The following is an 18,469-nucleotide window of genomic DNA, read 5'->3' on the forward strand; positions in this document are numbered from 1 at the left end:
CTACCGCGCTTCCGGCGGGGGCGAGCGGTCCAGCACGTCGCCCTTGGCGCCCTCGAGCAGATCGATACCGTAGGTCTCGACCACGAGCGGCCCGCGCTTGCGCTGCAATTGCGCGATCCGCGTGACCTGCGCAAAGAGATCATTCAAGGCGGGATGCCCGTCCGGGCGCAGTTCGTCGACATAGAGCAGCTTGCCGGCCAGCAGGCTGGGGTCGGGCTCGGGCATGTTGACCCAGCGGATGCGCTGGGTCTGCTGCGCGACGCACGTGCCGGGCGGGAGATAGAACGCGAGCCAGCCTGTAGTGCCGTAGTCCTGCGCGAGCACGCAGGTCGCACCGCTGCGCACGCGCACTGCTTCGATCTCTGCGGCGAGTTCGCGCCAGCCGACACCGACGCTGCGCACCGTGGCATCGCGGCGATAGCCCGACAGCCAGCCTGTATTGGCCTGAACGATCAACGCTGCAAACATCACGATGCCCACGGGTGCAGCCCAGCGCCGGCAGAAGGCGACGAGACGCCGCTGGCGCGGCTTCCATTGCGCGAGATTGGCTGCGGCCGCCGCCGCGATGACGAAGGGCGGATAGACGGGTGCGAACCAATTGGCCTCGACGCGGGCATGCAGCGAATGCCAGACGAAATAGGCGACGATGGTCCAGAACATCGTCCCGATCAGCACGCGCGAGGCCAGCGCGCCGGTGCGCTGCCACGTCAGCGCGTGCAGGCCCATGGCGCCGAGAATGAAAGCCAGCGGCGTTGCGAACGCGATCTGGGTCGGGATCAACTCGGCAATGAATACGGGGCGGAAGTCCTCGATCCTGGCGCGGCCGAGCTGCTTTGCGAATGAAACCCATTGATGGTCCGCGTTCCAGAGCAGCACCGGCGAAAACAGCGCCAGGGCAGCGAGGCCGCCGAGATAAGGCCACGGCGAAAGGAACCAGCGCCTGAGCTTCGGTACGACCGCGAGCCAGATCAGGATCGCCGGCCCAAAGAACATCGCCGTGTATTTCGACAGCAGCGCCGCGCCGACGGCCGCGCCGACGGCAAGCCACCAGGCACCCCGGCCGGTCTCCAGCACCTTCGCGAGGAAGAACAGCACGTAGCTGGAAGCGACCAGCAGCGGCGCATCGGGCGTGACGATCAGCGTTCCGACCGAGGCCAGCAGCGTCACATTGAGCAGGATGGCGCTGGTCGCAGCCACGCGCACGCCGCCGAACAGGATTGCTGCGGAGCGATAGACCGCATAGCTCATCGGCAGCGCGAGGAGGATCGAGACGAGGCGAACGCCGAGCTCGGTATCGCCCGCGATCATGGTGCCGGCGCGGATCACATAGGCGACCATCGGCGGATGGTCGTAATAACCGCCCGCCAGATGCTTCGACCACATCCAGTAATAGGCTTCGTCGAAGGTGATGGGCGTGAACGCAGCCGCAACCAGCCGCAACCCGACGAGGGCAAGAATCAGCAGCGCGGTGTTGCGGACGATCCGCGCGTCAGCCTCGCCCATCACGCGCTATTTCTTGCGCCAGACGAACAGTCCGGACATCGCGTAGTTCCACACCACGCCCATCAGCGCGCCGGCCATGCCGGCCAGCCACCAGATCGGCTCCTGGTCGTACACCGAGAAGGCGACGCCGACATTGGCGAGCAGGCCGACGCTGCACACGATGTAGAAGGCGATGAGGCCGCGCAGCAGCGCAAAACCCTTCAGGCGCTGGTCGCGGTAGGTGAGGAAGTTGTTGAGGATGAAGTTGCTGGTCATGGCGACGATGGCGCCGGCGGCTTGCGCCTCCGCGAACGGCGCGTTGAACAGGCGGAGCGCGATGAACAGCGTGGTCAGGTGAACCACGAGGCCGATACCGCCCACCATCGCGAACAGGATGAAGCGCAGCGAGACGATGTCGTTGGTCAGCTTGGCGAGAACGAGACCGAGGAAATCGAGCGCGACCATGGAATCGAGCTTGCTCTCGCCATGCTGGCGGGCGCCGAACGTATAGGGAATCTCGACCGTGCGCAGGGTGCCGTGTGCGGTCGCGACGACATCGAGCAGGATCTTGAAGCCGTGCACCGACAGCTTGGGTGCGATCTGCTCGAAGCGATCGCGGCGCATCATGAAGAAACCGCTCATGGGATCGGCTATCTCGACCCGCAGCATCTTTCTTGCGAACTCGGTCGCAAGCGCGCTGGCGCCGGCGCGCTGCTTGTTGAAGCCCTCGCTCTTGTAGCCCTCGATGTAGCGGCTGCCGACCACGAGGTCGGCCTGATCGCTTGCAAGCAGCAACAGCATCTTCGGCAGCTGCGTCTCGTCGTGCTGGAGGTCGGCATCGATGACGGCCACGTAAGGAGCGCTCGAGGCGAGGATGCCCTCGATGCAGGCCCCGGACAGGCCGCGGCGGCCGATGCGGCGGACACAGCGCACGCGGCTGTCGCGCTGCGACAGCGCGCGCACCACGTCCCAGGTGCCGTCGGGCGAATTGTCGTCGACGAACACGACTTCCCAGGCAATGTTGGCGAGCGTCGCCTCCAGTCGCCGATACAGCACCGTGACGTTGTCGCGCTCGTTGAAGGTCGGGACGATGACCGACAGTTCCGGGCCCTCTTGAGCCTGCGGCGGGATGTCGGCGCCGGGTCTGATCGCTTCGTTCATGACGGCAGCGTATATCCGCCGCGTCCTGCGCTGCCAAGCCGGGGGCTCTGGAGAACGGCCGAAATGGGGGGCTAAAATGCCAACGACCCCGGAACGGCGGGCCGCGCGTACATCCGGCGCAAGCCCAAGCTATTCCAAGGTCGTTCCAGCGCCGGAGTTTTTGCTCAACGTCGCCGTTACAGACCAGATGGGGACGGAAAAGGCGCTTCGCAAGAGGGCGGAAATGCCATTTTTCGCGCCCTATTGGTTAGGCACTTCCCGGATGATCGGCCCGCGCGGCGCGGGCACAGCGGGGGCCGCCGGTTCGGCCGCGGGGGCCGGCTCGACCTTCGCCGGCTTGGGCGGCTTGCCGTACTGGCCAATCGGCCCGAACACGACGGCAACCGCAAGCACGATCACCGCGACGATCGCGCCCAGAATGCCCCCCAGCGACTCAGACGACATGCAAGTCCACCCCTACTCCAGATGCGGCGAGTAGTACCACGGATGCGCGCGCGGCCGGAAGGCCCGGGCGAATGGCGAATAGCGAATGAGGCAACCGGGGCCTCAGCCCTCCTCGCTCCTCGCCATCCGCCACTTCCTATTTCGCTGGTGCCCGATGCTTTACATAGGCCGTCACGATGTCCTTCTGCGCTGCCTCGACCGCCCTGTTCGCGGTGGCGAGATGGGCGCCGGCATCGATGCTCGGATATTGCGTGGTGAGATAGTCGAGCAGCGTCACCCGGTAATATTGCCGCTCCGAGGGACAGGCGCCCGCAACCGAGCGGCCGAAATCCCGCTCCGACAGGCCCTGGTTGGATTCGCGCGAATATTCCCGCGCCAGACAATGCCAGTAGTCGTCGCGGCTCTGCTGGGCGAGCTTCTGCATACTCTTGGCATCGTCGTCATCCGCCAAGGCGGAACGGGTCATGGCAGCAGATGTCATCATGACGAGCGCGGCTCCCACCAACAGCATCCGCATGTTGTTCTCCTTCTTTCGCGGGCCCTTGCGAGCTTAGACGGGAGCGGCCAACTGGCCAATCACATCTGGTTTGATTAGGATGAGATCCCTCCCCGTCGATGCGAGATCCTCCCGTGGCCAATGCAAAAACCGCGTCAAAAAAATCCGGCAACATCTTCATCGGTATCGGCGGGTGGACCTTCGAGCCCTGGCGCGGCGTATTCTATCCGGAGAAGCTCGCGCAGGCGAAGGAGCTGTCCTACGCCGCCTCGAAGCTGACGTCGATCGAGATCAACGGCACCTATTATGGCTCGCAGAAGCCGGAGAGCTTTCGCAAATGGGCCAGCGAAGTCCCTGATGGCTTCGTGTTCTCGGTGAAGGGCCCGCGCTTCGCCACCAACCGCCGCGTGCTGGCCGAGGCCGGCGATTCCATCAAGCGGTTCTACGATTCCGGCGTGCTGGAGCTCGGAGATCATCTCGGGCCCGTGCTGTGGCAGTTCGCGCCGACCAAGAAGTTCGACGCCGGCGATTTCGGCAAGTTCCTGGAGCTCTTGCCGCGCAAGCTCGACGGACGCGCCCTGCGCCATGTCGTGGAAGTGCGCCACGACAGTTTCTGCACACCTGATTTCGTTGCGCTGATCCGCGAGTTCGAGACTCCAGTGGTGTTCGCTGAGCACGGCAAATACCCGGCGATCGCCGACGTTGCCGGCGATTTCGTCTACGCAAGGCTCCAGAAGGGCAGCGACGAGATCAAGACCTGCTACCCGCCGAAGCAGCTGGACGCCTGGGCTGAGCGCCTTCAGGCCTGGGCGTCAGGCGGTGAACCGGACGACCTGCCGAAAGTTGACAAGGCCAGGCCGAAAAAGGAGCCGCGCGACGTGTTCGCCTACGTCATCCACGAGGGAAAGGTGCGCGCGCCCCACGGGGCCATGGAGCTGATCGCACGCGTGAGCTGAGGTATTCCATGGCAAAGGCAAAGAAGCTGTTCACGATCGGCTATGAGCAGACGCCGCCGAAGGCGGTGCTGGACGAGCTGGAACATGCCGGCGTCAAGCTCGTGGTCGACGTGCGCGCGGTGACGTCGTCGCGCCGGCCGGGTTTTTCGAAGAAGCAGCTTTCGGCAGGTCTCGATGAGCGCGGCATCGCCTACGTCCATCTCGCCGCGCTCGGCACGCCAAAAGATGGGCGCCTCGCAGCACGCAGCGGTCACTACGACGTGCTGGAGAAGATCTATTCAAAGCACCTGAAAACGCCGCAGGCACGGGAAGAGATGGACGAGCTCTCGGCCCTGGTGAAGAAGGCCGGCCCTGTGTGCCTGCTCTGCTACGAGCGCGACCACACCCATTGTCACCGCCAGATGATCGCGGAGATGATCGAGGAGCGCGATGGGGTGACGGTGAAGAATCTGGTGGGGCGGCAGCTGTAGCCACACTCCGTAATTCCAGCGCGCCTGTTGGCGCGAGCTGCGGTGCGCAATTGCGCACCTGAGAATCCGTCGCGCGGCAGGGTTGGTGGACAAATGGATTCCGGGATCGCGCCCCGGAATGACGGATGGATTGATCTACCCTTCCCCCGCCAGCTTGAACGTCCCCTCCATCATCTGCACGCAGCTGCCGCCGACATGAGCGGAGACGATCTTGCCGTCCTGCTTGCGCACGCGGGTGAGGAGGATGCTCGGACGGCCCATGTCAAAGCCCTGGCCGATCGTAAGCTTGAATTCGCCGTCGCGCGTCGAATCGAGATCGGCGAACAGCGCGGCGGCTGCGACCGTCGCGCTGCCGGTGGCGGGGTCTTCGATCAGGCCGCTTGCGCCGGGAAAGAACATCCGCGCCTGCCGCTCGCAGGGCGCCTCCGCTGCCGGTACATCGCGCGTGTAGAAGTAGACCGAGAATGCGCCGTCTCTCGGCAAAATCCGGCCAAACGCTGCGGCATCGGGCTTGGCCCTGCGCACGGCTTCGCGCGATCGCACCTCCGCGACCACGAACGGCGTTCCGACGCCGACGACCTGCGGCGCATGATGATCGGTTTTGATGTCATCCGCCGTCAGGGAAATGCAGCCGGCGACGTCGGCTGCAGACAGCTGCGCGAGCCTTGCCAGCGGCTGCGGCGCGGTAAGCTCGGTGCTGATGACCCTGCCCTGCTCCCGCACGATGTCGACCGGGACCACACCGGCCCTCTCCTCGAACAGCAGGCGCGGCTTCGGCTCCCTGGCGATCGTCGCCAGCACGAAGGCGGTGCCGACATTGGGATGGCCCGCGAAGGGCAGCTCGCGGACCGGGGTGAAGATGCGCACCTCGGCATCATTGGCCCTGTCGCGCGGCGGCAGTACGAAGGTGGTCTCGGAATAGTTGAATTCGGTGGCGATCGCCTGCATCTGCCCGGTCGTGAGCCCGCCAGCATCGAGCACAACGGCGAGCTGGTTGCCGCCGAAGGCGCGGTCGGTGAACACGTCGACGGTGACGTAGCGGCGCAGCATATTCTCTTCCTCATGCAAGTCGCGGCCGCAACCGGCCGCACGGGCGACAGTCTACAAGCCGGCGACGTCGGCCGTCATGCCCCAAAATTCGGAGCAATCGGAGCAATCGGAGCAACCGCGCAAGGGAGAGTGAGACGCCGTCAACCGGCGATATCCAAAGCGAGCTATCCCAGCTGAAACACGGCCACCGGCCGCTCATAGCCGCGCACCTCGACTTCGCCGAGCGCGACGGCATCGCTGCCATCATCGCCCAGCGCCTCACGCACGGAGGCGGAGATCAGGAGCTGCGAACCGAACTCCTTGTTCAGCGCCTCCAGGCGCGAGGCGAAGTTCACGGTGTCGCCGATGACGGTGTATTCCTTGCGCCGGGGGGAGCCGATGTTGCCCGCGACGACTTCGCCGAAATGGATGCCGATGCCGATGCGCAGCCGCCAGCTGCTCTGGGCGTTGATGCGATCCATCGCGGTCAGCATCTCGCGGCCCGCGGCGACCGCGCGCTGCGCGGCGTCGGACGCTTCCAGCGGCGCGCCGAACAGCGCGAGGAAGCCGTCACCGAGAAACTTGTTCACGATGCCGCCGTGGCGATCGAGAATGTCGACCAGTACGGCGAAGGCGCCGTCGAGCCGGTCGACCACCTCCTGCGGCGTGCGGGACCGCGCGCCGGCAGTGAAGCCGCGAAAATCCACGAACATCACAGCGACGCGGCGGAGATCACCGGTTGCGCTCGTTCCCGCCGCCATCAGCCGCTCCACCACCTGCGGGGAGACGTGCTGGCCAAACAGATTGGTCACACGGTCCCGGGCGGTCGCCGCAGCGATGCTGGCGGCGAATTGCCGCCGGAGCTGCGCGCCGACGGCGCCGGCCAGCACGCCGCAGATCAGGATGATAGTGCTGCGCACGGCGTGGAAGTAGACGAGCGGTTCGCCGGCCTCGCTCTCCGCGTTGTAATACAGGCCGATGGCCAGAAGTCCGGCTCCGGCCACGAATCCGGTGAACGTGGACAGCCAGAAATCGAGCCGCAGCGTCGAGAGGATGACGAATATGAAATACATCAGCGGCACGGCAAAGCCGAGCGCCTGGGCCACGCCTATGGTCCGGATTTGCAGGATGAGGATTACCGTCGGCAGCGACGTCTCGATCAGCGTACCGATATAGCGCCGGACTACCGGCAGATCGCGATCGAGCCGCAGGTTCTTCCTGATCTGCGTGTGGACCCAGACCTCGAACAGAATGAAGCCGACGAGAAGGCCATAGACCTGGACGAGTCCTTCCGTCCCGCGCCAGACGCGGTTCACCACAGCAGGGTCGATCAGATAGATCGCGGTCAGGAATAGCATCATGACGCAACCCGTGAGGATTAGTGCCCTTACCCGCAGCAGCTCGGTACGCAGCACCTCCCGCGTCAGCTCGCGTTCGAAATCTGCCGACAAGGCGGCATGCTGTCGTGCCTTCCTGCTTGCAAACCTGACCATCACCCCCCCCGTCACTCCGGGGCGCCGCGAAGTCGCGTCTCCGGAATCTCGCAATTCCCAGATGCGCAATGGCGCACACAGCGCACGCGAGGCGTGCTCCGGAATGGCTATCGAGAGGCATTGTGCCTCAATCGAGCGTGCGGCGGAAGCGCGTCACGGCGATGGTCATGGCCAGCAGCATCAGGGCCGCCAGCGCCAGCGTGTCGAAGCGCAGATTCTCCATGCTCGCACCCTTGAGCATGATGGCGCGGACGATCCGCAGATAGTGGGTCAGTGGCAGGCATTCGCCCAGATATTGCGCCCAGGCGGGCATGCCGGCGAACGGAAACATGAAGCCTGAGAGCAGGATGCTCGGCAGGAAGAACATCATGGACATCTGCATGGCCTGGAGCTGGTTCTGCACCACGGTCGAGATGGTATAGCCGATCGACAGATTGGTGGTGATGAACAACGTCGAGAGCAGCGCCAGCAGGAAGAGACTGCCGAGCACGGGCACCCCGAACAGACCGACGCCGATGCCGATAATGAGGAACGCTTGAAGGAAACCGACCAGCACGTAAGGCACGATCTTGCCGAACATGACTTCGACCGGCTTGATCGGCATAGCCAACAGGCTCTCCATGGTGCCGCGCTCGACCTCGCGCGTGACCGACAGTGCGGTGAAGATCAGCATGGTCATGGTGAGAATGGTGCCGACGAGGCCGGGCACAATGTTCAGGCTGGAGGCCGCGGCCGGGTTGTAGCGGGCGTGCGCGCGGATCTCGAACGGCATCTCCGGGGGATCGCCGATATAGAGATCATGCTTGAGCGCCGTCTGCACCACCATACCCAGCGAGCCGATCGCCGCGCTCGCCGCGACCGGATCGGTGGCGTCAGCCGCCACCAGCAGTGCCGGCTTGTCGCCGCGCCGTACCGCCCGCTCGAAGCCGCGCGGGATCTCGACACCGAACAGCACCTTGCCGGATTTCAGGAGATTGTCGAAATCATCGACGTGGTGCACTTCATAGAGGAAGCGGAAATAGGCGGTGTTCTCCAGCGCCTTCAGGATCGAGCGGGCAAGATCGGAGTCCTCCTGGAGCAGCACCGCGCTCGGCAAGTTGCGCGGCGTCGTGTTGATCGCGTAGCCGAACAGCATGAGCTGCATCACCGGCAGCATCACGATCATCGCGAAGGAGACGCGATCACGCTTGAGCTGGATGAACTCCTTGACCAACATCGCGTAGGAGCGCCGCAGAAAGCCGAAGCGCTCGCGCATTGCGCGGGCTGAAGCAGGGGCATCGACGCCGCTCATTGGAAGTTGTCCTTGGAACGCCCCATCAGCTCGATGAAGACGTCCTCGAGTGACGGTTGCGACTTCTGCCATCGCAATCCCCCCCTCTCGCGCCAAGGCGCGATGCTGTCTTCGAGCGCCGCGATGTCGCGCCCCGACACGTGCAGCGAGGTGCCGAACGGCGCCACCATGTCGATCCCGGGCTTGCCCGTGAGCGCCGCCGCAAGCTCGTTCAGCGCTTCGCCCGTGACCGTGTAGGTCGCCAGCGCAGATTGCGCGATCACCTCCTCCACCGTGCCGTGCGCCAGCAGATAGCCGTAGGCGATGTAGGCGATCTCGTGACAGCGCTCGGCCTCGTCCATGTAGTGGGTCGAGACCAGCACGGTGAGGCCTTCGGCTGCGAGTGCGTGGATCTCGTTCCAGAAATCACGCCGCGCCTTGGGATCGACGCCGGCAGTCGGTTCGTCGAGCAGCAAAAGTTGCGGATTGGGCAGCGTGCATGCCCCCAGCGCCAGCCGCTGCTTCCAGCCGCCCGAGAGTTCGCCCGCAAGCTGCTCTTCTCGCCCGGTGAGCCCGAGCCGCTTGATCATGTCGCGCGCAGCGCCGCGCGCGTCCGTGACGCCATAGAGCCGCGCCACGAACTCGAGGTTCTCGCGCACCGAGAGATCCTGGTAGAGGCTGAAGCGCTGGGTCATGTAGCCGACGCGGCGCTTGATCTTCTCGGCATCGCGGCGGATGTCATACCCGAGGCAGGTGCCCTCGCCGCTGTCGGGCGTGAGTAGCCCGCACAGGATGCGGATGGTCGTGGTCTTGCCCGAGCCGTTCGGCCCGAGAAAGCCGTAGATCGAGCCGCGCTTCACCTGCATCGACAGGTCGTGCACGACCTCGCGGCCGCCGAACGACTTCGTCAGGCCCTTGACGTCGATCGCGATGTCGTTGCCGCTGCTCATCGTCTGTCCGCCACCGGTGTCTTGAGCTCGGAATTCTTGGGATTGAGATAGACATCGATCGGCTGTCCGACCCGCAGGGCATCCGGCCGCGAGGGCCGCGCCTGGATCAGATAGACCAGCTTGTTGCGCTCATCGAGGCTATAGATGACGGGCGGGGTGTATTCGGCCGAGGTCGCGATGAAATAGATCTTTGCGGTAAGGTCGGCCGCGCAATTGTCGCAGGAGATGCGCACCGTGTCGCCGATCGCCAGCTTCGGCAATTCGGTCTCCGGCACGAAGAAGCGCAGCTTCATGTTGCCGGGCGGCATGATCGACAGCACCGGCCGCTGCGCCGCCACCATCTCGCCCTCGCGAAAATAGATCTGCTGGATGGTGCCGGCAACCGGCGCAAAGCCCTTGCGCCTCGCCATCCGCGTCTCCGAGGTCGCTACTCGCGCTTCGGCGATGCGCAAGGCGGACACGGCGGAATCGAGGTTGGCCTGTGTGCCCGAGCCGGTCTTGCTCAGCGAAGCCGCCCGGTCATAGGTCTGCTGCGCGTTCGCCAGCGTCGCCTTGTTCTGATTGAGATCGGCGCGCTGGAGATCGTCATCGACGGAATAGAGGGGATCGCCGACCTTGACCTCGTCACCCTCGCGGACGTTGAGCCTGGTGATCCGACCCGCTTCGTCCGGACTGACGAAAATCATGTCGGCCTCGACCCAGCCCTGGAAGCCGGGATCGCGCTTCTCCTTGCAGGCCGCAAGAGCGGTTGCGACCACAAGCGTCAATGCAAACCTCAAAACTGCTTGCGACGACCTCATGTCGTCCTCCGTTCGCCAAAAATCAAATCGAGATGGACGCGCAGCATCTCCTGCGCATCGAGCGGCGCATGCCGCGCAAACAGGCTCTGCCAGATCACCGCGATCATTGCGGGCGCAACCAGGATCTGCGGATAGCGCGCGAGATCCTTCTGACGGATCTCGCCGCGGGCAATGCCGAGCTCGATCAATGCGCGCATGGCGGCGATCCCGCGCGAGACGACCTCGCGATAGTAGAAGTCGGCCACGGAGGGAAAGCGCGGCCCCTCCGCCACGATCAGACGCACCAGATCGCCCCGACGCGTCCCGATCACCTCCTTCAGGAAATTGCCGGCAAACGTCTCGATGACTTCACGCACCGTTCCGGCGGGCGGCGGCAGCGTCGTGAGGCGCGTGACCACCGGCACGATCACGGTGCGCACCAGCTCCTCGAACATCGATTCCTTGTCCTTGAAGTGCAGATAAATCGTGCCCTTTGCGACGCCGGCGCGCTTGGCAATGTCGTCAAGCCGCGTCGCGGCAAACCCGCGCGCGATGAATTCGTCCATCGCCGCCTCCACAATGGCCGCGCGCCGCTCCGCCGCGCGCGTGGCACGGTTGGAGGCCGGAGCAGCTCCGCTGGCTTCGGAGTGTCCGCCGCTCTGGTGGACGCGAGCCGCGGACCGCGTAACGCTTTTGGTCGACTTCCTGGTCATCCCAGATGAATGACTGACTAGTCAGTCATTGTCAAGAACAAGAACCGGCAGGCGCCAAAACGAATTAGTGTTGACTAATGCATTAGCGTTCGCTAATTGAAACTTCATGATTGAAGCCGCCCAAAACCCCGTCACAACCGTGATGCGCGCTCTTGCCGATCCGACGCGCCGCGCCGTTTTCGAGCGGGTGTTCGCGAGCAAGGAGATCAGCGTCGCAGAGCTGACACGTGGCAGCGGCGTAACCCAGGGTGCGATCTCGCAGCACCTGAAGTCGCTCAAGCAGGCCGGTCTCGTCACCGAACGGGCCGAGGGCCGCAACGTCTACTACCGCGCCGCGCCGCAAGGACTCGAGCCTCTGGTCAACTGGATGGACCATTACGGCGTGTTCTGGCGCGAGCGCTTCCAGAACCTGCGTGATTTCTTGAAGGAGATCGATCCGTGAGTACTGCCGCGTTGAAAGCCGAAACAAAGGACATCGTCATCGACGATGTGTTCCCTCACACCGCCGAGACGATCTGGAGGGCGTTGACCAGCGCCCAGCTGATCGCGCGCTGGCTGATGCAGCCGACCGGCTTTGAAGCCGTCGAAGGCAACTCCTTCACATTCCAGACCACTCCGGGCGGCAATTGGGACGGCGTGATCCATTGCCGCGTTCTCGAGGTCGTGCCGAACCGCCGCCTCGTCTACTCTTGGAAGGGCGGCGACGAACGCAACACCGGCTATGGCGCACCGCTCGACACCGTCGTGACGTGGTCCCTCTCCCCGGTCGAAGCCGGCACGCGGATCCGCCTGGTCCATGCAGGCTTCGTCCTGCCCAGGAACGAGTCGGCCTACACGGTCATGAGCGGCGGCTGGAAGAAGGTGGTCCGCAAGCTCGACGAGATCAGCGGGGAAGAGTGAGGAGATGGCGCGATGGAAAAGTCCTATACCGGCGGCTGCGCCTGCGGCGCGATCCGCTATTCGATCCTCGGGGAGCCCCTGTTCAGCAATCACTGCCAGTGCCGGGACTGCCAGCGGGAAAGTGGCAGCGGGCATGGCTCCTACGCGACCTTCGCGCGCGCCGGCGTCACGGTGACCGGTGAAGCGACGCACTGGGACATGGTCGCAGACAGCGGCAATGTGAAGACGCGCGGCTTCTGCGCAAAATGCGGCGTGCCCGTCTACATGACCTTTGCGGCACAGCCCGATGTCTTCACGATCCGGGCGGCAAGCCTCGACGAACCCGCCCGCTACAAGCCGCAGGCGGTCACCTTCGCCGCGCGCGGTCACGACTGGGATCGCCTTGGCCCTGGCCTGGTGAAATTCGAAGGCATGCCGCCAGCGTAAGCAACGGCGACGAGAGTGACCGGCGGCTCAGATGCATGGCCGGATGTAGGGCCGGTTGATCTCCCACAACTCCTCGAGCAGGCCTCGCGCGGCCTTCTCGGAATGGACGACGGGGTCGAGCAGCAAGGCCTGCAGCGCCATCTCCTTCGAAGCGTGCATGGCCGCCTCCACCGCCATCTGCTGAACCTGAACCTGGATCGTCATCAGCTTGGCCACGGCGTCGGGCAGCGCCCCAAGCGAGACAGGATGGATGCCGGCAGCATCTACTTCCACCGGCACCTCCACGGCGGCATCGGCCGGCAGGTTCGGGATCACCTGTCGATTGTGAACGACCGCGGATTCGACGAGTTGCTTGCGGTTATGGACAATGGCGGCGATGATGCCGATCGCTCGCTCGCCCGAGGGCATCGACCACCAGTCCGGCATCTCGGCCCGACCTGCGAGCACGTCGTCGATCAGCCGCGTCAGTTTCGCGCGCTCGCTCTCGTCCCAGTCGAAATTATAGCCGCCCTCGCCGGCCTCCCAGCCGAACGAAAGATACTCGCCCACGTGACTGTCTCCGCAGCCGAGCCAGTAGCCGAACGCGTGCAACAATTTGCGCGTCAGCGGTGAGAAGGCGGGATCGAAATCCCGCTCCTTTTCGCGCAGCAGTGGATAGAGGTCCGCGCCCGTCTCGCGGTCACGAATTTCGGTCAGGCACTGGAAATGGTTGAGACCTGCACCCCACACGTCCACGCGACTCTCCGGCATCCCCAGAATTCGCGCGACGTTGTCGCGGGCAAGGAATATTCCGTGGCACAGGCCGACGCTGCGGATTCCGCTGTACCGGCCGAGCGCCAGGATGATTCGGCTTTCCGGATTGGAGAAATTGATGAACGTCGCGCGTGGGCAACGGAGCTCCATCTCGCGCACGAAGTCGAAGACGGCCGGCAAGGTGCGCAGCGTGAAGAACAAGCCGCCGGGCCCTCCGTTCTCACCCAGCGTATGACGGATGCCGAACCTGCGCGGAATCTCGAAATCGAGCCGCCACAACCGATTGCGATCGATGGCGGTGGAATGCACGACGAACTCGGCGCCGTCCAACGCCGCGCGCCAGTCCGTCGTAGCCTCGACGGCATAGCCGGCGCCGGATTTCTCGTTGAGCAGTTTGGCAAGCCGCGTCGACCGGCCAAGCCGGTCGACGTTTCGTCCGACCAGGACCAGTGTCGAACCGGCGAGATCGCGGGTCGAAAACAGGTCCCGGAACATGCTCATCCCGAAGGATGCGCTGCTGGCGCCGAGAAAGACGATCTTCGTTGTCCGGGCCATGCCCTGCTCCTCGCAGAGACTAGGCGAAGTCGAGCACCATGCGGCCGTCGATCTTGCCGGCCTTCATCCGGTCGAAGACCTCATTGATCTGCGCGAGCGGCACCTTGGCGACCTCGGCCTTGACCTTGCCGTCGGCGGCGAAAGCAATGGCCTCGTCGAGGTCGCGCCTGGTTCCGACGATCGAGCCGCGCACAGTGATGCGCTTGAGCACGACGTCGAAAATCGGAGTCGGAAATTCGCCCGGCGGCAGCCCGACGAGGCTGACGGTCCCCTTGCGGCGCACCATCTTCAGCGCCTGGGCGAACGCCGGGGTGGAGACCGCAGTCACCAGCACACCATGCGCCCCGCCTCCGGTCGCTTCCAGCACCTTGTCCACCGCATCGGCGGCGAGCGCGTTCACCGCAAGATCGGCACCGGTCTCACGGGCCAGGTCGAGCTTGTCCTCGGCGATATCGACGGCCGCAACCTTGAGACCCATCGCCTTGGCGTATTGAACCGCGACATGGCCGAGCCCGCCGACGCCCGAGATCACCACCCACTCGCCGGGCTTCGCCTCGGTCTCCTTCAGTCCCTTGTAGGTGGTGACGCCGGCGCACAGGATCGGCGCGATGGCGGCAAAATCGACGGTTGCCGGCAGCTTGGCCGCGAAGGCCGCCGAAGCGATGACATATTCGGCGAAACCGCCGTTCACGCTGTAGCCGGTGTTGTGCTGGTGCTCGCACAGCGTCTCCCAGCCGGTCTCGCAATACTCGCACGACATGCAGGCGTCGTGCAGCCAGGCGACCCCGACGGCATCGCCGACCTTCAGATTCTTCACACCGGGCCCGATCGCGGCGACGATGCCCGCCGCCTCATGGCCGGGAATGAAGGGTGGAACCGGCTTCACCGGCCAGTCCCCGGAGGCGGCATGCAGATCGGTGTGACAGACGCCGCAGGCCTTGACCTTCACCAGAACCTCGCCGGGACCGGGCTGCGGCACCGGCACATCCTCGATCACCAGCGGCTTGCCGAATTGTCTGACGACTGCAGCTTTCATGGTCGGCATCGGTCTGCTCCTTTGCGTTGGCTGGGGCAGATTAGCCATGCCGGGGGCCTTGCTCTTGACCGGCGTCAAAGAGCACAAAGTTTGCGCAAGCACTTCCGCCATCGTGACACCACGATGACAACGAGAAGCGACGACCAACGCCCTCAGCTATGGAACTTGAGGCCATCGACGATCTTGTCGATCACCTTCCGTTCGGCGCGCATCGCAATGCCGACGAGATTGAGGTCGGCGCGTGCGACGGCCCTGACCGCCTCGCGATTGGCGGCATCGTGCGTGGTCCTGAACATGTCCTCGGTGTAGACCGCCGGCTTGACATTGCGGGTGAGCGCGCGGTCCAGCGCGCGCGACAATGCGGCCCCGTCGGCGCCGTAGATCAGGATCGGCTGGCCGATCAGTGCGTGATACTTGGTACCCGAGGCGTCTTCATAGGCCTCGCCAATGCATTCGGGAAAGGCTGCGGCAATGCCGCTGGTGAGAAAGGACGCGACGTTGAGCTTCTGCCAGGCTTGAAGATCGGTGCGGATCACCACGGCGATCTTGGTGTCGAACTGCATGCATTCCCTCGATTGTCATTCCGGGCGCGCCACTTGGCGCAAGCTACGGAGCGCAATTGCGCACCTGAGAATCCATCGCGCCACAAGGCAAGGGGACGAATGGATTGCGGGTTCGATGCTACGCATCGCCCCGGAATGACAGCAAGAGGAATCAACCCTTGGCGTCGCAGGCCCAGGCGCGGATCACGCATTCCTTGCCACCATACTTGTAGCATTCGCGCGTGGCGGCATTGAGCGAGGCCGAAATCTTCGGCTTGACGGCATAGCCATAGGCGCCGCAGGGATTGGTGAGATCGACCGACATTGCGGCGCAGGCGCGCTTCATCGTTACCGTCGTGCAATCGCCCTTGCACTGCTTCTGCGCCGCGGCGCGCGCCTCATGCTCGGCGTCGTAATCATACGCTTGGCCATAGGCGCCGCATTTGCCGACTGCAAATGCGCCGGCGGCGTGGGCTTCAGTAATGTAGCGGGCGCCCGTAACGGCAACAGACAAGACAACGCAAAACATCGCGAAACGGCGCGCGACGGCATTCGAAGCCATGGAAAAACCCTCCCCCCAGGCAAGGCGATGGGAGTCTAATCGGCGGTCGTTTCCAGACGGTGAACGGGTGGTTGAGCTTGGCGGACGGGGACGTGTCGCGGGGTGGATTGCGCCTTCGGCTAATCGACCCGGCGCTGCTGCGGCACCTTCATCCCCGTCTTGCCGCCTCCAGCGCCTGCGGCGTGTCGATGTCGAGGAAGGCACTTTCGCCGTCGACGGGCACTTCGGCGACCGCCTCGGTGTGCTTGGCGATCAGATGACGCGCGCCGACGTCGCCGTCGAGCGTCATCAACTCCTTGAAGAAGCGGCGCGACCACAGCACGGGGTTGCCGCGGCGGCCCTCGCTGACCGGTACGACGATGAGATTGCCGCAGTCGGGGGCAAAGCTGTCGATGAGACGGTCGATCAGCCCGGCGTCGATCAACGGCATGTCGCCGAGACACACGACAGCGCCGTCGCACGCCTCGGGCACGGCCGCCATGCCCGCCTTGACCGAACTGGCGATGCCACCGGCGAACTCCGGATTGCGGACGAACTTCACCTTCAGGCCTTGCAGCGCCTGCTCGACCAGCTCGGCCTGATGACCGGTGACGACGATCACCTCGGAGGCCTTGGAGGCCAGCGCCTGCTCGGTCGCGAGGCGCACCAGCTTCTTGCCGTCGAGTTCGGCGAGCAGCTTGTTCGGCCCGCCCATCCGGGTCGAGCGCCCCGCGGCAAGCACGATGGCCGCGACCTGGCTATTGCCTTCGGTCTCCGGCTTGGCGCGCGGCTGCGGCCGCGTCACGATCTCCATCAGGAGGCCGCCGACGCCCATGCCCATCAGCTCGGACCGCGTCACCTTGATGCCGGCGAGCAGCCGCATCAAGACCCAGTCAAACCCGTTCTCGACCGGCGAGCGCGCGCAACCCGGCGCGCCCAGCACGGGCACCTCGCCAGCACGGGCGATCAGCAAGAGGTTGCCGGGATCGACCGGCATGCCGAAATGCTCGATCTCGCCGCCGATGCCGGTGACGGCCGCCGGGATAACGTCGCGGCGATCGGCAATGGCGGAGGCGCCGAACACGATGACGAGCTCGGCACCAAGGCCGAGCAATTCCTTGATCGCGGCCGACAGCGCCTGCTCCTCGTGCGGGACCCGCCGCTCGGCGATGATGCCGGCGCCGGCTGGAGCAAGGCGCTCGGCGGTGACGCGCAACGTCTTGTCGATCACCTTGGAGGAGAGGCCGGGCAGCAGCGTCGAGACCACACCGACGCGCTTGATCACGTAGGGCGCGACCTTCAGCACGTCCTTGCCGGCGGCCTGCACGGCAGCATCGCGCAAACGTCCCTCGACGCCGAAAGGGATGATCTTGACGGTGCCGACCATCTCGCCCTCGACCACCGGCTTGAACGGGGTGAGCGTCGCGAAGGTGATGGCCTCGTCGATGTTATTGATACGATCGACCGCGGCGCGGTCGATCACCAGCACGCCCGGGCGCGCAGCAAACAGATTGGCGCGGCCGGTGAAGGCGCGTTCGACATGGATGCCCTCGCCGCCAATGGCGAGCGCGATGCTGGCGGCTGCAATGTCCTCGGAGACGTCGCCCTCCTCCATCCGCACCACGACAATGTCCTTGATGCTGGCGCGCTCCAGCGCCTCGGCCTCCGCCGGTCCGATCGTCGTACCTTTCTTCAGAACCAGCGGTCCCTGACGCAGGGTGTGGACGGTCACCCCTCCGATCGCATCCCTGGGGCTCGCCGGTCCGAACTTCATGCCGCTTCTTCTTTTTCTTTGGGAGGCAGACGAAGCACCGCCGTGATCTCGGCCATGATCGACACCGCGATCTCGGAGGGAGAGACTGCCCCGATCGCAAGCCCGATGGGCGCGTGGATGCGTGCGATGTCGCTTTCCTTGGCGCCCTGCGCCCGCAGCCGGTCGGCGCGTTTGGCATGCGTCTTTCGCGAGCCGAGCGCGCCGATGTAGAAGCAGTTGCGTTCAAAGGCATGCAACAGCGCGGGATCGTCGATCTTGGGATCGTGCGTCACCGCGACGAATGCGGTGTAGGCATCGACATTGAGCGGCGGCAGCGCCGTGTCGGGCCATTCCGCGATCAGCGGGATGTCGGGAAAACGCTCGGGGCTGGCAAAGGCCGTGCGCGGATCAACCACAGTGACGTCATAGCCGAGGGAGCGCGCGAGCGGCGCCAGCGCCTGGCTGATGTGGACCGCACCGATGATGACGAGCTTGGCCGTCGGCGCGTAGACGTTGAGAAACAGCTTCTTGCCCCCGGCCTCGACACTGGCGCTCTTGCCCATGCGAAGCTGCTTTTCGAGCTCGGCGCGCAGAGGATCTTTCGCAAAATCCCTGGCCTTCACCAGGCGTTGCTCGCCGCTGTCGGTGTCAGTCACCAGGATCACCGGCCGGCGCGCGGCGCGCTCGGCATTGAGTTCGTGCAGGATCTCGAGCTTCACG

General features: G+C 64.8%; 21 protein-coding genes. 5 read left to right on the forward strand and 16 right to left on the reverse strand.

The window, feature by feature from the left end:
• The 4 genes from K408_RS0122740 to K408_RS0122755 form a co-directional block, all read right to left on the reverse strand.
• Positions 1-1,503, reverse strand: a complete 1,503-nt coding sequence (locus tag K408_RS0122740) for a glycosyltransferase family 39 protein (protein WP_024340807.1) — start codon at positions 1,501-1,503, stop codon at positions 1-3.
• Positions 1,504-1,509: 6 nt separating this feature from the next.
• Positions 1,510-2,643: a glycosyltransferase family 2 protein gene (locus K408_RS0122745; RefSeq protein WP_024340808.1), complete on the reverse strand. Its 1,134-nt coding sequence runs from the start codon at positions 2,641-2,643 to the stop codon at positions 1,510-1,512.
• 240 nt (positions 2,644-2,883) lie between these two features.
• Positions 2,884-3,087, reverse strand: coding sequence for a hypothetical protein (locus K408_RS0122750; RefSeq protein ID WP_024340809.1), 204 nt, complete (start codon positions 3,085-3,087; stop codon positions 2,884-2,886).
• A 136-nt stretch (positions 3,088-3,223) separates the two neighbouring features.
• A complete protein-coding gene (locus tag K408_RS0122755; RefSeq protein ID WP_024340810.1) occupies positions 3,224-3,604 on the reverse strand; it encodes a hypothetical protein in 381 nt (126 codons plus the stop codon).
• A gap of 98 nt (positions 3,605-3,702) precedes the next feature.
• Between K408_RS0122755 and K408_RS0122760 the strand changes: the two genes are divergently transcribed.
• A complete protein-coding gene (locus K408_RS0122760; protein ID WP_029674263.1) occupies positions 3,703-4,539 on the forward strand; it encodes a DUF72 domain-containing protein in 837 nt (278 codons plus the stop codon).
• A gap of 8 nt (positions 4,540-4,547) precedes the next feature.
• Entirely contained in the window at positions 4,548-5,009 is a 462-nt protein-coding gene (locus K408_RS0122765; protein ID WP_024340812.1) for a DUF488 domain-containing protein, read from the forward strand.
• 135 nt (positions 5,010-5,144) lie between these two features.
• Here K408_RS0122765 and K408_RS0122770 read toward each other — a convergent pair whose 3' ends face one another.
• From K408_RS0122770 to K408_RS38470, 6 genes are all read right to left on the reverse strand, one after another.
• A complete protein-coding gene (locus tag K408_RS0122770; protein WP_024340813.1) occupies positions 5,145-6,059 on the reverse strand; it encodes a PhzF family phenazine biosynthesis protein in 915 nt (304 codons plus the stop codon).
• A gap of 164 nt (positions 6,060-6,223) precedes the next feature.
• Positions 6,224-7,531, reverse strand: coding sequence for an adenylate/guanylate cyclase domain-containing protein (locus tag K408_RS0122775; protein WP_024340814.1), 1,308 nt, complete (start codon positions 7,529-7,531; stop codon positions 6,224-6,226).
• Positions 7,532-7,658: 127 nt separating this feature from the next.
• Positions 7,659-8,822, reverse strand: a complete 1,164-nt coding sequence (locus K408_RS0122780) for an ABC transporter permease (RefSeq protein ID WP_024340815.1) — start codon at positions 8,820-8,822, stop codon at positions 7,659-7,661.
• Complete coding sequence (locus tag K408_RS0122785; RefSeq protein WP_024340816.1) at positions 8,819-9,751, reverse strand: ABC transporter ATP-binding protein; 933 nt, start codon at positions 9,749-9,751, stop codon at positions 8,819-8,821. Before K408_RS0122785 ends, K408_RS0122780 begins: the two co-directional genes overlap by 4 nt.
• Positions 9,748-10,551, reverse strand: coding sequence for an HlyD family secretion protein (locus K408_RS0122790; RefSeq protein WP_024340817.1), 804 nt, complete (start codon positions 10,549-10,551; stop codon positions 9,748-9,750). Before K408_RS0122790 ends, K408_RS0122785 begins: the two co-directional genes overlap by 4 nt.
• A complete protein-coding gene (locus K408_RS38470; RefSeq protein WP_024340818.1) occupies positions 10,548-11,243 on the reverse strand; it encodes a TetR/AcrR family transcriptional regulator in 696 nt (231 codons plus the stop codon). The genes K408_RS0122790 and K408_RS38470 overlap by 4 nt, the downstream gene beginning before the upstream one ends.
• Positions 11,244-11,349: 106 nt before the next feature.
• Here K408_RS38470 and K408_RS0122800 point away from each other — a divergent pair, with 106 nt between their 5' ends.
• Genes K408_RS0122800 through K408_RS0122810 form a run of 3 tightly spaced genes read left to right on the forward strand, consistent with a single transcriptional unit; the run spans position 11,350 to position 12,569 of the window.
• Positions 11,350-11,685, forward strand: coding sequence for an ArsR/SmtB family transcription factor (locus tag K408_RS0122800; protein ID WP_024340819.1), 336 nt, complete (start codon positions 11,350-11,352; stop codon positions 11,683-11,685).
• Entirely contained in the window at positions 11,682-12,143 is a 462-nt protein-coding gene (locus tag K408_RS0122805; protein WP_024340820.1) for an SRPBCC family protein, read from the forward strand. The genes K408_RS0122800 and K408_RS0122805 overlap by 4 nt, the downstream gene beginning before the upstream one ends.
• Before the next feature lie 12 nt (positions 12,144-12,155).
• Entirely contained in the window at positions 12,156-12,569 is a 414-nt protein-coding gene (locus K408_RS0122810; protein ID WP_024340821.1) for a GFA family protein, read from the forward strand.
• Positions 12,570-12,596: 27 nt separating this feature from the next.
• On the opposite strand, the gene K408_RS0122815 is transcribed toward K408_RS0122810, so the two are convergent.
• From K408_RS0122815 to K408_RS0122840, 6 genes are all read right to left on the reverse strand, one after another.
• A complete protein-coding gene (locus tag K408_RS0122815) occupies positions 12,597-13,877 on the reverse strand; it encodes a family 4 glycosyl hydrolase (protein WP_024340822.1) in 1,281 nt (426 codons plus the stop codon).
• 19 nt (positions 13,878-13,896) lie between these two features.
• On the reverse strand, positions 13,897-14,922 hold the full coding sequence (gene adhP / locus K408_RS0122820; RefSeq protein ID WP_024340823.1) for an alcohol dehydrogenase AdhP: 1,026 nt from the start codon (positions 14,920-14,922) through the stop codon (positions 13,897-13,899).
• Positions 14,923-15,065: 143 nt separating this feature from the next.
• Positions 15,066-15,476, reverse strand: a complete 411-nt coding sequence (locus K408_RS0122825) for a DUF2000 family protein (protein ID WP_024340824.1) — start codon at positions 15,474-15,476, stop codon at positions 15,066-15,068.
• A gap of 151 nt (positions 15,477-15,627) precedes the next feature.
• Positions 15,628-16,017: a DUF4189 domain-containing protein gene (locus K408_RS0122830; RefSeq protein ID WP_024340825.1), complete on the reverse strand. Its 390-nt coding sequence runs from the start codon at positions 16,015-16,017 to the stop codon at positions 15,628-15,630.
• Between the two features lie 148 nt (positions 16,018-16,165).
• Positions 16,166-17,770, reverse strand: coding sequence for an NTP transferase domain-containing protein (locus K408_RS0122835; RefSeq protein WP_024340826.1), 1,605 nt, complete (start codon positions 17,768-17,770; stop codon positions 16,166-16,168).
• A complete protein-coding gene (locus tag K408_RS0122840) occupies positions 17,767-18,468 on the reverse strand; it encodes an XdhC family protein (RefSeq protein ID WP_024340827.1) in 702 nt (233 codons plus the stop codon). Before K408_RS0122840 ends, K408_RS0122835 begins: the two co-directional genes overlap by 4 nt.
• Position 18,469: the final 1 nt, after the last annotated feature.

Origin of the sequence: Bradyrhizobium sp. in8p8 (genome assembly GCF_000426845.1) — a bacterium.
GTDB lineage: Bacteria > Pseudomonadota > Alphaproteobacteria > Rhizobiales > Xanthobacteraceae > Bradyrhizobium > Bradyrhizobium japonicum_C.